The organism is Streptomyces albus subsp. albus, assembly GCF_000725885.1.
Classification (GTDB): Bacteria; Actinomycetota; Actinomycetes; order Streptomycetales; family Streptomycetaceae; genus Streptomyces; species Streptomyces albus.
This window is the reverse complement of record NZ_JODR01000009.1, coordinates 328,341-342,943: the sequence shown is the minus strand read 5'-3', so window position 1 is coordinate 342,943 and position 14,603 is coordinate 328,341. Positions and strand designations below refer to the sequence as shown.

At 75.2% G+C, this 14,603-nt stretch carries 1 protein-coding gene (only partly in view); it reads left to right on the top strand.

This entire window lies inside a single protein-coding gene on the top strand: locus tag IO40_RS36905, encoding a hypothetical protein (RefSeq protein ID WP_033229494.1). The 69,660-nt coding sequence extends 39,526 nt beyond the window's left edge and 15,531 nt beyond its right edge, so the window shows coding positions 39,527–54,129, spanning codon 13,176 (partial) through codon 18,043 (complete); the first complete codon in view begins at position 3. The start codon and the stop codon both lie outside this window.

Below are 14,603 nucleotides of genomic sequence, written 5' to 3'. Positions count from 1 at the left end.
CCGAGCGGGGTGAGGTACCTGCGCGGATTCACGTGCTCGGGGACGTGGTGCCGGGTGAGGCCGGCTGGGTGTCGGGCGCACAGGGCGTGGTCTCGCGTCCGGAGCCGTCGGCGGGTGAGGCCGTGTGGGTGGGGGCGGAGCACTATCCGGACCGGGTGTACTGGAACGCGCCGGTCGAGGTGACGCACCCGGCCCAGTACCCCCACCTCTACGCCGACGACGAGTGGGCCGACAGTCAGGCGACGTACGAGATCGCCCTCGGCAGGGCTCTGTCGCAGTCGGAACGTGCGACCAGGCCGCTGCCGACGGTGGCCGACCGGCTGTGGCAGCTGCTGGCCGAGCACCACGGCCACGAGGCGGCGGCGCGGGCGTTCTTCCCCGGCGCCGACTCCGACGAGGCCGCTGTGGAGGGTCTGCACGCCCTGCTGTCCGAGGGCTCCACCCCCGAAGCCCGGGAACAGCTGTACCGAGCCCTGCGGCGGGCGATCGGCGGCGTCGGGAGGGCGCCGTACACCCTGACCGAACTGCTGAGGACCAGGCCGGATGTGAACACGCACGGGCTGCGGACCGGCGAGCCGGGCGAGCTGCCGGCAGCCGTCGTGCTCGACGACGCGCAGGGGCGCGGGCTGTGGACCTCCCAGAATGTCGAGAACCACCAGCGGGTCTTCCTGGCCGCCAGGATGCTCGGGCTGAGCCCCGAGGAACTGCTGGACCTGCGTACCGAAGTGCTGGCCTTCACCCTGTCCTTCAACGAGGAGGGAGGGCTGCTCGACGTCCTGCGGGCCGCGCACGCGGCAGGGGTGCGGGCCGGGACGGACCCGGACCTGGCGGTTGTGGACGCCGCCGCGCTGGACGACTGGGCGCACGCGGAGCTGCTGCCCCAGCTCGATGTGGAGCGGCTCACGGAGAGCGAGCGAGCGGAACTGAAGCGTCCGCACCACCGCGCGTTCGAACGGCTGGAGAGGCGCTGGCCGCTCCCGCAGGACACCCGTCACGAGGAATTGTCGGTCCTGGACGACCCGTCGGCGCTGGACACCGGCGACGCCTTCCTCCAGATCGCGCCGCGGACGCGGCGCGAGTACGCGTACTTCCTCGAGCAGCACGGGACCCGGGGCCTGCTCAAGGCCAACCTGGACCGCGCCCGGCACTGGGCGCTGAGCCGTGCGCTCTCGGACGCCGGACTGTTCGGTGAATGGTCCGGGTACGACGCCGCGTCGGCGAGGGAGGCGCTGCTCCAACGGGTGGAGCGGGAGCTGGATGCCGCCCGCGCCGGTCTGCGCCCGTACCCGCAGGCGCTGCGGGAGGACGCGGGCTTCGACGAACTCGTCGAACGCGGAGCGCCGACTGCCGAACTGAGGGATTACACGCGGGAGCTGTTCACGGCCCTGTCGAACGAGAACGTCCGGATCGAGGACGAGTTGGCGGGACTGGCCGCGATGACGCGGTCGGGGCTGGCCGCGTTGCCGGCCGTGCCGCCGCAGCAGCCGCTGTGGCTGGTGCTGCCGGAGAACGAACTGCCGGGCGGCGTCTCGCTGAACGAGCTGCTGGAGGGCCGCCCGGTGTCGTTCCCCGCCTTCCAGCGGTGGGCGGTCTCCGTCGAACAGGCCCACGAGCAGATACGTCTCCTGCACGCGCAGTGGGGCGAGCACTCCCAGGGCGCGCCGCAGGTGGTGGTGCTGGAGGTCCTCGGCACCGCCGCCCGTGATCTGACCCTGCTCGCCCCCGGGGCCGGGACGGCGATGACCGCCGAGGACACGGCGGCGAGGGCGACGGAAGCCGAGCCCGTGCCCATCGGCGGCGACGCGCCTTACACGGTTGTCGAACTGCACGCCGTCCCACGTCCGTTGCCGCCGATGTGGGAGCGGGAGGTGTACTCCCACACCGTCACGGACAGCGACGGCGAGCCGCGCGGAGCGAGCTTCGCCCCGCCGGCGGTGGCGCGGGCCCGGCAGGCGGCCGGCACCGACGCACACCTGCTGGACGCCCAGGAGTACGTGGCCGTCAGCGGCGACGGCCGCCGCTCCGGGCCGCACACCCTGCCGGGACGGGACGCCGGGGAGCGGTATGTCTTCTCCGCCCACGGCGACGGGCTGCTCCACCACGTGAGCGGTCGGTACGGCGCGATGGCGACGGGCGCCGGGGGCCTTGTCACCGAGGCGCGGCGGCTGCTGGAGGCCTGGGGGGCGTCCCCGGAGGCGTCGGTGATCGCGGCGTTCGACCACGCCGGTGGCGAGCACGCCCAGACGTTGGCCCACCTGCTGGGCCACCGCCGTTCCCTCGTCGCTCCCTCCGGCGCGGTGGCCTCCGTGCCGGCGTCGGAGCCGTTGGTGCTCACCGGGGCCCGGGGCGGGCCCCGGCCCGAATGGACCGAGCACGTGGCCGGGGACAGGCCGCAGGGGCCGAGCCCGGAGCCGGAGGCACCGTCGGCGGCGTGGGAGTACGCCGCCGTGGACAGGAACCTCGACGAGTGGCGGGCGGCGGCCGAGTCGTACGAGTCGGCCGTGGCCGAGGCGTTGGCGTCGTGGCCCGAGCTGAGGGACCTGGCTGTGCGGTCCGCCGCCCAGGCCTTCCGGGCGGTGGCCGCGCACGAGGACGTCCGGCGGGCGGTGGCCCGGATCGGCGGTCTGCCGACAGCGGAGGAGGGCCGCTCGGTCGAGGACCGCGTGGAACTGCTCGCCCAGCACCCGCAGGAGGAGGGGGCCTTCCTCACCGCGTGGAAGGTGCTCCGCGCGGTGGCCGACCGGTACGCCCCCGGACCCCGCACGGCGGGGAGCGGGCAGACCCGGATGCCGGCCGGCGTCCTGACGCGGGGCGCCGCGCCGCTGGTGCACCGGATGACGTACACCTACGCGTCGCTGGTGCCCGCGGAGGAGGTGGACCTTCCGGGGTTCCTCGGCGTCATGACGGCGGGGCTGCAACTCTCCGGTTCAGGCCACCTGTTCGACGCGGTCTTCGGCAGTCTTCCCGTGTGGGACCGGGTGAGGGGCGCACACGGCCTCCAGCAGCTCGTCCTCAACCCGGACGCATGGTTCTACCGCGTGAACGACCGGGGCCTCCGGATGGACCTGCCGGGGGCGGACCGGGCGCTGCCGGACTGGCCGCGGCTGCCGCAGGAGGTGATCGCCGAGCGGTACCTGCCCGACGCGGACACCCCGGGCGTCGCCGCGCTGAGCGCCGAGCAGCGCGCGGCGCTCGCGCACCTGCGCCTGCTGAGGATGAACGACGCCGGGCTGACCCGGGGCGAGTGGCGGACGGCCCGTGACGCGCTGGTCGGGTTGGCCGCCCAGGACCGGCCGGAAAGCGTCAGGTGGGCCCACCGGGCACACCCCGGCCTGGTGGACGTGGTGCGGCAGCGCGGATTCGACGTGGCCCGGTTCGTGCGCGGCTACTCGGACGCGAAGGCGGCCTTGGAGGACATCACCCCGTTGACCGGCGACCCGAGTTACTGGGGCCTGGGCGGGTCCGCGACGGACCCGGTCGTGTACTTGCTCGAGGTCATGTCGCCGCCTGCGCCCCTGGTGTGGAGGGGCGTGCACGTGTTCGCCGAGGAGACGGTGACGCGGGCGGCATCGGTGCGGTGGGTCGAGGGATCGGAGCTGTCCGGAGGGGTGCCGTACTGGCACATCACGCTGGTGCCCGAGGAGGGCACCGCTTCCCCGGCCGAGGGCCTCGACGCGCCGGGCGGAGACGGCGGGTCCCAGGGGACGGTGCCGTCCGGGGACGGCGGGGCGGACGAGAGCGCGCTGTCCGTCCGTGCCGCGCGGGGCACGGGCGAGGAGCGGGCCGGACTGCCCGAGGTTCCGCGCGGGGTGTCGGAGGTGTTCCGGGGCTGGGGTGAGTTCCGGTACGGGCGTTCGGGTGACGGCTCGTGGTGGGCGGGTGTGTTCCCGTCCGGTCAGTGGGCTGCGCGGATGCCGTGGCTGGAGCGGGTGTCGGCGTCCGTGGAGTTCCATTCCTGGTCGGTGGGCGCGGACGGTGAGCCGGTCGGTACGGCGTACCAGGTGCTGCCGGACGGTGCCCGGGTGTTGGACGGTGCCCGGGTGTTGGACGGTGCTCAGGTGTCGGACGGTGCCCGGATGTCGGACAGTGCCCGGGTGCCGCAGCGGGTCCGGCCGTTGTTCTTCTCCGCCCACGGCGGTCCCGCGTCCGAGGCCGTGGCGACGCTGGCCGTGCGGTTCGTCGAGTGGCTGATGGCGCGGGGCGAGCAGGTCACGCATCTGCTGGCGGCGCCGTGCGGTGACGGTAGCGGTCTGGTGCCGGGTGCGTACCGGGAGTGGGCCGTGCGGCGTGGGGGCACGGTGTTCGCGGCGCCGGAGGAGTCGGCTCTGGCGCAGGGTGCGTCCTCGGAGCGTGCGGGGTGGCACAACCGGCCCGGAGGCCCCGCGTTCCTGTTGACGGCGGGCCCGGACGGGCGGGTGTCGCGTTTCCCGCGCCAGGGCGAGGTGGGCCGGGCGGCGAGCGAGGTGCCGCTGCCCGCCGACGAGCTGTACAACGACCTGCCCGACGGAGCCGGCCCTGGGCACGTCCGCTTCTGGGGCACCCTTCGCGGCCTGCCCGTCGGGGACGACGGGAACCCGCTCGACGGCGACGGGGTGCCCGGTCTCGACCTGACCCGGGCCCAGCCCGATCCCGCCCTGGCCGCGGCGAGGCGCAACGACCTCCTGCACGAGCAGATCGCGGCGGAGGAGGACGCCCAGGAGCAGGCGGAGCAGCGCGGCGGGGAGCCCCTCACCGAGCCGTCCGTGACCGAGACGCTGGCGTGGGTGGCCCCGTGGCTCCTGGCGCCGGACCAGGGGGAACCGGAGGCCCTCGACACCGTGGAGGCCCCGCTGTCCCGGCCGAGGTACGGCCCGGAGTGGCCGGAGCGGGCCGCGTCGTACGAGCGGCTGCTGGGCGCGCTGCTGTCCCGGGACGCCGCAGCGCGCGCTGCCGAGGAGCGGGCGCTGGACGCGCTGCACCAGCGATGGCACCCGGAGGACGCCGGGGAGCAGCGGGACCAGGCGCTGTTCGGGGAGCGGGGACGGCCCGCCCGTGGCGCGTTCCTGGAGGCGGTGCTGCGGCACGCCGCGGAGCTGGAGCCCGGAAGCCTGACGACAGCGGCCCCGCGGGCCATGCCGCCGTCGCGGGTGGCGGAGCTGTCCGAGCGCGGCTATCTCGTCGGCTCCGAGGACCTCACACCGTTCCTGCACGCCGCCTTCGAGACGCACAAGAGTCTGGGGCTGCGGCCGGCGGACCGTCCGGAGATCCTGCGTGCCGTCCTCGGCGCGCTGGGCACCGAGCGCTGGGACACGACGCTCTTCCAGGTCCTGCGGGCCGCCGACGCCGCCGGTTACGCCCCCCGGGGGGCGGACGCGATGCTGCGCCGGGAGGCCGCCGACCTGTACGACGGCACGCGCGGACTCGTCCGCCCCGGCCCCGACGCGGCGCGTGACCTCGCGCGGGGGCTGGTGCCTCCGCACCGGTGGCTCGCCGACGGCACGCGCGGCCGGTACGCGGTCAAGGAGTGGCACTTCCGCGACGGGGAGGGCCACGTGAGGACCACCCTCTTCCTCAACCAGCCCGACACGCTTGCCCGCACCCACTACCGCGACCTGCACCGGGCCACCGCGGGCGTGCGCTGGCGGCGTGACGCCCGGGGCGAGCGCGTCGGTGACCGCTTCGCCCTGCCGTTCGACCCCGAGCGCACCGCGTTCGTGGCCGGGCGCGACGGCACTCGCGGCGATCTGCTGGGGCGCGTCCGGTCGGCCGCCGAGCAGGCGGCCCGGGCCGGCATGCGCGACCTGGCCGTGCTGATGGACGTCACCGCTCTCGCCGAGGACGTGGAGGCGCGGACGGAGTTCAGGTGGACGGCCCACGCCACCGGTGTGCGACTGCACCTGGTGTGGGCACCGACCGCCCTCACCCCGGGCCGGGACGGCGCGGCCCCGACGCTGCACCTCCTGGAGGACACCGTCGCGGGGCCGGCCGGCTGGGAGGTCCACCCCGTCAGCGGTGTGGAGCCCGAGCAGCTCCAGGTGGAGCTTTCCGGGCGGGCCGACGCCGACGCCTACCCGGACGCGGTGCACTGGAACGCGGCACCGGAAACCGCCTACCCGCCCCGGTTCCCGCATCTGTACGGCACCGAGGTGTGGGCTCACGCCGAACAGGCACATGTCGGTTTCCTGGCGGGCGTCCTGGTGGAGAGCGGCCACGCCCTGATGCAGGAGGCGGTGCGGGGGCTGTGGGAGCGGCTCGCCCAGTCGCACGGCTCCCGCGCGCTCGCGGCCCGCGCGTTCTTCTCCGACGGCGACCCGCACGACCACTACGCCGTGCGTCTGAGGCGCCTGCTCCGTGGCGATGCCACCCCTGGGGTGGCGGTCCGCCTCATGGACGCGTTCGACACCGCCGTGCACGCCAACGCCGGCCCCCGGCACCGGCTCACGCTGGCCGCGCAGCTGCGGGAGCACGGGGCGGAACCCGAGTGGGCGGACCACGGCGTGCTGCCCGTCGAGGAGTGGCAGGAGGCGCCGGCCGCGTCCCGTCACGAAGCGGAGCGGCTCGGCCGCCGCGGCCTGCGCACGAGTGGGCGCCCCACCGCTCCGGTGGAGCGGTTCCTGCGGGCCGCCCGGATGGCCGGGCTCTCCGAGGAGCAGCTGCTGGACCTGCGTCCCGCCGTGTTCGGCTGGGCGCTGGGCAAGGGGCTGACGCTGCTGGAGGCCTGGCAGGGGGCGCACGACGCGGAGGTACGGGATCCGAGCGATCCCGACCTGCACCTGGCCGACGGCGCCCGGCTCTACGACGCGCTGCACGCCCACACGGACGGGGCCGGTCTCGACCTGTCCCCGCTCTCCGAGGAGCAGCTGGCGGGGCTGCGGCGCCCGCACCACGCCGCGTACCTGGCCGAGACGGCGAGGACCACGCGCGTGCCCGGCCTCCGGCACGACGACTTCGTCCAGCTGGCCGGCGAAGCGACAGTGAACGCGGTCGGCCAGCTGCGGCTACCCCGCGAGTTCCGGGTGGCGTTCGCCGACTGGGCGGAGCGGCACGCCGCGTGGGCCACGTTCCACGACAGTGTCGACCAGGTGCAGTACACGGCGCTGTCCCTGGCGACCACCGACGCCTGGCTCTTCGGCCTGCCGTGGGCGGATGCCGGGCGGGGCCCCCGCGGCGAGGCGCTGCTGACGCGGATCGAGCGGGAGCTGCGCGTGGTGCGGCTCGACGGCCGGCCGTACCCGTCGCTGCTCCTGGCGGACCGGGAGTTCGCCACCCGGGAGAGGTCAGGCGCGTCAGCCCGTGAACTCGCCGAGCGCGTCGTCGACATGGCACGGGCCGGGGCGTTCGAGGCGTTGCCGGATCATGCGTCGATGACGCGTTCGGGGCTGGCTTCCCTGCCGCTGCTGTCTGTCGGCCGGCCCGCCTGGCTGGTGTTCCGCGAGGACGAGCTGCCCGGCGGTCTCGGACTGGACGAGCTGCTGGCGGGCCGTCCGCTGCCCGTGGGTGCCTTCCAGCAGTGGCTGGTCGCGCAGGAGCGGGTCTTTGAGCGGCTGGACCGGACGCACCGGGCCGCGGTGGGCGGCGGCGACACCGGACGGACGACGCGGTCGGTGGTGCTGGAGGTGGAGAACCCGCCCGTGCGCGACCTGTCGCCGCTCAACCCGGCGGCGGCCATGGCGCTGACCGGCGAGGAGGTGCTGCTGCGGCACACGGGCGGGCGCACCCGCTCCGCCATCCGTACCGAACAGAGCCCGAACGGCGCGGTTTTCACCGTGGTCACCATGCGCGTGGCCGACCGGCCGGCACGGCCGGTGTGGGACCGCGACCTGTTCACCCGCGAGGTCGCCGCCCCCGGCGGCGGCCGGCCCGCCGTCAGCTTCCATCCGCTGGGCGGCGGGCACGGCACGGTGGCGATGGTGCACCGGCTGCTCTCCGACGCGCCGCGCTACGTGTCCGTCCACCACGGGCAGTACTCCCGGCCGCGGCCGGCCCCGTGGGCCGGGCAGTCCGGGACGCCGCTGTGGCTGCACGGCCTCGGCACCGGCCCCTACTACTACGCGCCGGGACGGTACGGCGGACGGTGGCTCGACACCCGGACCCTCGGACACGAGCTGCGGCCCGCGCTGCACGAGGCGGGTGCCACCGGCGGAACACGGCTGGGCGCGGCGCTGCACAACGCGGCACGGCGCGGCGCGGAGTCGTCGTCCTCGCCCGCCGAGCAGCTGGCCGGCGCCCTCGGCCGGCCCCTCCTCGCCCCCGGCGGAGCCATCGACGAGCCCCTGGACTCGGTCGGCCACCGTCTCGTGTCGAACGAGGAGGGGCAGCCGCCCGAGTGGAGCGAGGCGGCGGCCCCGGACCCGTCGGCGGCGGAAGGCCGTGCCGCGCGCGGGGCAGCCCCCTGGGAGTACCAGGCGCTGCACTCCGGGCCCGGCCTGGCCACCGCCGACGCGTACGACGCGGCGCTCCGCGAGGTGCTGAAGCGGGACTCCCAGGTGCGGGCCGAGCTGCGGCGGGCGGCCGTCGCGGCGTTCCAGGCCAAGAAGGACGACGCCGAGACCCGCGACCGGGTCGCACCGCTGCTGGGCCAGCCCCAGGAGGCACCGGGACAGCAGCAGTCGCCCGGCGCCCGTCCGCTCGACACGGCGGTCCAGCGGCTGGAGAACGACGACTCCCCTGTCGCCCTGGCCACCGCCTGGGAGGTCTTCCGTGCCGTGGCGTCCGGTGAGCCGGTGGATCCGGCCGAGGTCGAGAGGGACACCCCGGTCCGGCCGGGCACCATGTCGGGGATGCGCACCTTCGGCACGGCCCCGGTCGTGTCCGCGCTGACCTCCGCCTACACGACCCTGGTGTCCTCGGCCCCCGACCGGATGCGGCAGTTCCAGAAGGTCCTGCTGGCCATGCTGCCGCCGACGACCTTCAGCCTGCTGGACGTCGTGCTGGGAAGCGCGCCCGACTGGGAGGGCTCGGCCGGGGCGTTCGACCCGGCGCGGCTCGCCGCCCTGCGCGGCGCACCGGAGTTCCTCCGGGCGGTGGACGCGTGGCTGCGGCCGCGGCAGTCGACCGACGACCCCGAGCTGCTGGCCCGGCTGCGTATCCCGCAGGACGTGCTCGCGGCCGGCCAGCTGGCGGACCGGGCCCGCACTCAGGTGCCGGGCTTCACGGAGCTGAGCGGCGAGCGGCAACTCGCCCTGGCACTGCTCGACCTGGGAGGCGACCCACGGGAGTTGGGGGCGGCCGACCGGTCCTCGGCGTCGGACGCGGTGCGCGAACTGGCGTCCCGTCAGCAGCAGCCGGCCCGGCGCTGGTGGCGGGAGCCGATTCCGCAGGCGGCGGCCGTCGTGCAGCCCGGCCGCGTGTTCGAGGAGGGGCTGGCCGGGGTCCTCTTCGACGACCCCGGGCAGGCGGGCCGAGCCGCCGCCCAGCCCAGCCGGCATGCGCCCGGAACGGTACCGGCCCTCTACGAGTACGTGGGGTCGGCGTCGGCGACGACACCGCGCGGCTGGGCACGGTTCGCGGACGGGACGCGGCTGCGGGAGGTGCGCGCCCGGTGGGCCGAGCCGGAGGACGAGTTCGGCGTCCCGTACTGGCACGTCCAGGTGACGGACGCGGAGCGCGGGCCCGCGGCCGGCGACGACCAGCTGCCGCCCGGCCCCGGTGTCATCCCCTCCCCCGACGACACGGACATGGAGTCGGGCACCGGCTCGGACGCCGACGTCGAACGGGACAGCAGGGCGTCCTCGGCGGTGGCATCCCGGGGCGCGGCTCCGGGGGTGTCCTCCCTGTCCCACGGGGTGCCGCGCGGGGTGCGGGAACCGTCCCCGGCCACGGGTGTGTTCCGGCACGGCACCGCCGGAGTCGGCCGCTTCTTCGCCGGGTTCCACTCGCCGCGGGGATGGGCGGTGCGGGAGCCGTTCCTGCCGCTGCTGCCGACGGTGGACACGCTGTTCGAGTGGCCCGCGACGGTGGGTCAGGGTGCTCGTGGGCACGGGCTGGGGTTCGGTCCGGGCGTGCTGTTCTTCTTCGGGCACGGCGGCGTCGTGCCTCCGGAGCAGGTGGCGCGCTATGCGGCCTGGCGGGTGTTCCAGCCGGGCGGCGCGGGGCTCTCGGACCTGTGGGTGCTGTTCTGCGGTGACGGTGGTGAGCGGCCGACCGCGGCGTACGAGGAGCTGACGTCCCGGTGGAACGGCACCGTGTGGGAGTTCACGGCGCCGGGTGCGCTGGGCTGGGCGGACGGCTCGGGTCTCCGGGCGGCGCTGCACGCGTTGCCGGACGGGCAGGGGCGGCCGTCGTACGTGCGCGCCTACCGGGGCGGGCGCGTGTCGCGGGTGCCGGAGCCGGGTGCGGCCGGAACGGGCTGGCGCACGGACGTGCCCTTCCCGGACGAGGAGCTGGTCAACCGGGGCTCCAGCACCGTCCGGGTCGGCCCCCGCACGCCGTGGGAGGAAAGGCTGCTGACCCACCACGAGAGGGGAGAGGCGCACGCCACCCGCGGCATGGTCGAGTTGGCCGACCTCACCGACGGCGCCACCATGGTCGAGCGGCCCGAACACCAGCTGATCCCCCCGATGGAGACGTTCACCGCGCTGCACTACGGCGGCCGGGTGCCGCCCGGTGAGCGGGACGTGGAACCGGGAACGAGGCTGAATCTGGGCGCGTTCCTGGCACCGGCGCGTCCGCAGCCGGAGTCGGCGGTGGCCGGCCTCTACGCGGTGGAGCGCGTCGAGTTCACCGGCCGGCAGGCCGGCCGGGCCGCGGCGGCCGGGTACTTCAACGCCCCGGACACCGAGGCGCGGTGGTTCTACGACAGGCTGCCGGAGGCCACCGAGGTCGTCTTCCGGGAGTGGCACGACGGCGGAGGACTCGCCTGGGGACGGCTGCCGATACCGCTGTCGCCCGAGGAGCGTGCGGCGACGGACTGGGTGGCCGCGCGCAGCGCCTCCCGCGAGGAGAACCTCGACCGCATCCGCTCGGCCGCCCGGCGGGCGAGCGGGGACGGGCGGAGCAACCTGGTCGTGGCGTTCGGCGTCACCGGGCCGGAGGACAGCGCGGCCGAACGGGAGGCCGTCGAGCGGGACTTGCGTGGGCTGGCCCGCGAGTGGGGGCTGCACCTGCACGCCGTCCCGGCGCCGATGGCCGTCACGCCGGGGCCCGGGGGCGAGCCTCCCCAGCTCCATGTGCTGGCGCACCTGGCCTCCCTGGGCGGAGCGAGCTGGGACGTGTACGGGCCCGACGGCGGCGAGCCGGTACGGCACCGGCCGGTCACCTGGCACCGGCGGCAGGAGGCGGCCGTCCCCGAGCCGGTGTACTGGAACACCGCACCGCGGGTGGCGTACCCGCCCCGCATGCCGGCCGTGTACCAGGACGACCGCTACCGCGGTGTCGCCGAGGACACCGGGGACGCGCATGCCGCCCGGCACGCCGAGGGCGGCGGTGCCACGGCGGACGCGGTGGACGCGGTGGGCGACAGCGGCTTCGTGGTCCTGTCGGACGGCGCCGCCGCCAGGGACGCCGAGCACCGCGGCGTCGCCGAGAACTACGAGAAGTTCGTGGAACAGGCCATGCTGCAGCCGGAGAGCCGCGCGGCCGTGAAGACCGTGATCGAGCAGACGCGGGCTCTGCTGTCCGAGTACTACGGCCGGGTAGGGGCGGCGAGCGCGTTCTTCCCCGACCGGGGGGCGGGGGCGAACCCCGTCGTGCTCCTGGACACACTGGTGAACTCGCCCGGTACGTGGGTCGGCGACTTGTTCCGGGCGCTGGCCTCGGCCGTCCACGGCACCGGGACGTCGCGGTACGGACTGGTGGGTCTGCTGCGGGAGCGGCCCGCGCTCAACACGACCGGCATCCCGACGGGCGGGCCGGAGGAGGCGCTGCCCCGGCACGTCTTCGCCGGGGAGGAGTTCACCCGGCGAGGACTGCGGGTGACCGGGAAGACCATCGCACGCCTTCGGCTCCTCTTCCAGGCAGCCGCTCTGCTGCCGCTGAACCGCAGGCAACGGCTGTCCTTCCGCAACGCCGTGCTGGGCCTGGACACCGGACACTCGCTGTGGGAGAAGCTGCGGGCCGCCCACGACGCCGGAATACGGGACGAGACCGACCCGGACCTGTCCGTCGTCGACGGCGTCGGCCTCTACGACTGGGTGCACGCCGTACTGACACCCCAGTTCTCCGCGCACCTGGTCAGCGACCAGCACCGCCAGTGGCAGCACCGCCCGCACCACCACCTGATACGGCAGGCCATCCGGGCGGCCACGGTCCCCGTGCGGGGGCTCGGCGTGGACCGGGACCTGCGCACACTCGACGGCGTGGGCGGCACCGAGGTCTCAGGGCTCCAGTCCGTAGGCGCGGAGACGCGGGAGGCCTATGCCCTCTCGCCCCTGCGGCTGCACAGCGGCATGCTGGGCCGCGACCTGACAACAGAGCACGTGTGGGCACTGAACCTGGCCTCCACCGATGCCGCACTGTTCGACCCGGTGATCGAGCACGGCACCGAGGACGTGGCGCGACGCGTGCTGATGGCCCGCATCGCGGCGGCGATCCGGGCGGCGCGGGCGGGCCACCTGACGATGCCCCAGTTGCTGACGGCCGACCCGGATTTCACGGTGCTGGTGGATCTCGGAAGGCCCGAGGAGCAGTTGCTGCGACGTGCCCGGGTCATGGTCGAGCAGCGCGGGCTCCGGGAAGCGGTGGTCACCAGCATGGCCATGGCACGCGCGGGCCTCGCCATGCTCCCTCCCACACCGCCCGGTGTCCGGGCGTACCAGTTGGCGAATCTGGACCCGGGCGGCCTGCGTCTCGGTGACAGGCTGCTGACCGATGGCTTCGACGGGTGGACGCTTCGGCCCGAACGGGTGTCGTCCGTGCTGGTGCCGCGGATCGCGAAGCAGCGGGACGCCCGCCGGGCGGCGGGTGCGCCACCGCAGGTGCTGCTCGAATGGGAGGACACCTCCGCCCACGACATCTCGCCGATGGCCGCCGACCCCACCAGGGGAACGGCGATCCCCGGCAAGGACACGGTGCTTCAGATCACCGGCTTCCGGACCGGGACAGCCCCTGCGGGCGGGCACAGGCAGGGCGGCTTCACGTACGACATCGTCACCGTGCGCCGGGTCGAACAGCCCCTGCTTCCCGCGCGGGAGCGGGAGATCCTCGCCCATGTGACCGGAGGGCCGGGCGAGGGGCTCGACATCAGCCTGTACCCGCACTCGCTGCTCGCGTCGGAGACCCCGCAGCGGGTGGCCGCGCGGATGGCGCGGTACGCGGCTGTCCACGACGGCCAGGTCTCCGAGATGCGGCCCACCCCGTGGGCGGGGCGCGAGGCGGAGACGGCGCGGCTCTACCTCTACGGTACGCAGACCCTCCACTGGGTCCCGGGCCCGCACGGCGGGCGCTGGCTTACGGGCTTCGATGTCGGGAACGTCGTGGGCCGGCTGATGTCGGGGCTGGGGGCGCCCGGTGACATGCCGGTGGTCGTCCCGCAGAGCGACGTGGGCCGGGCCTGGTCGGACGGACAGCACGGAGCGGCCTCGCAGGCACAGCTCGTGGCCGACTCCTCGCGCCATCCCGTCGCCGGGGCCGTCGGCACCCTGCAGTTGGGCAGGTCCCACCACGATGTCCACGACCTCCAGTGGCTGGTGGCCGAGCAGGGCGGGCCGGACCCCGAATGGGTCGTGGTGCGGCCCCGGACCAGGGACCAGATGAGCACGGCCCACCAGCCGCTGCCGAAGGCCGCGCCCTGGGAGCAGGGGGCCGTCATGTCGGGCTACTGGGAGGAGGCGGCCCGTGCCTACACGGAGGCCGTGCGGGCGGCGCTGCTTCAGGATCCCGGCGTGCGCGCCATGGCCGGCCGGGCCGCCGCCGTGGCCTTCCGCCGGCAGTCCCACCACCCCGCACTCCGGGAGCGGGTGGCGGAGATCCTCGGACTGCCGGCGGAGACACCGGAGCAGGAAGGCCGGGCGGGCGACCGTCCGCTCGACCGCGCGGTGGCGGGACTGGCACAGGCGCGCTCCAGGGCGGACTTCGGCCGCGCGCTGCACGTGTTCCACGCCGTGACCGACACGTTCGTCCCGCGGGGACCGCGCGAGGCGGTGCACGAGGAGCGCTTCGTGAACGGCCTCGCCACCCGCTCGGGCGCATCGGTCGTGAGCCGCCTCATGCACACCTTCGGACGGCTGGTGAGCGCGCGTCCCGCGGACGTCCTCTTCTTCCGCGACGCGCTGGCGGCGTCGGGCGCCCACAGCCTGCCGGACGTGGCGCTCGGCAGCCGGGAGACGGTGCAGAAGGCGACCGGGGGGAGCGACGCGCTGTCCCTGTCCCTCGCCCTCGGCGGCGCCGGGTTCTACCGGGCCGTGGACACGCTGCTGAGGCCGTGGGAACGGACGGACGGCCGGGGCGCACAGGAACGGGCCCCGTTGCCGCAGGACGTGGTCGTCGCGCGGGTGACGGACGCGAGCGCGGAGCAGATCCGCGGCTACGCCGCGTTGGACGAGGCCCAGCGCCGGGCGGTGATACGGCTGGAGCTGACGGGCTCCCCCAGCCGACTGGCGCCCGAGGACCGGGAGCAGGCCGTCGCCGGGGTCCGGGCGCTGGCGTCCCGGCGGGGGCGGCAGCGGCAGAAGGTCTGGATCACGGCA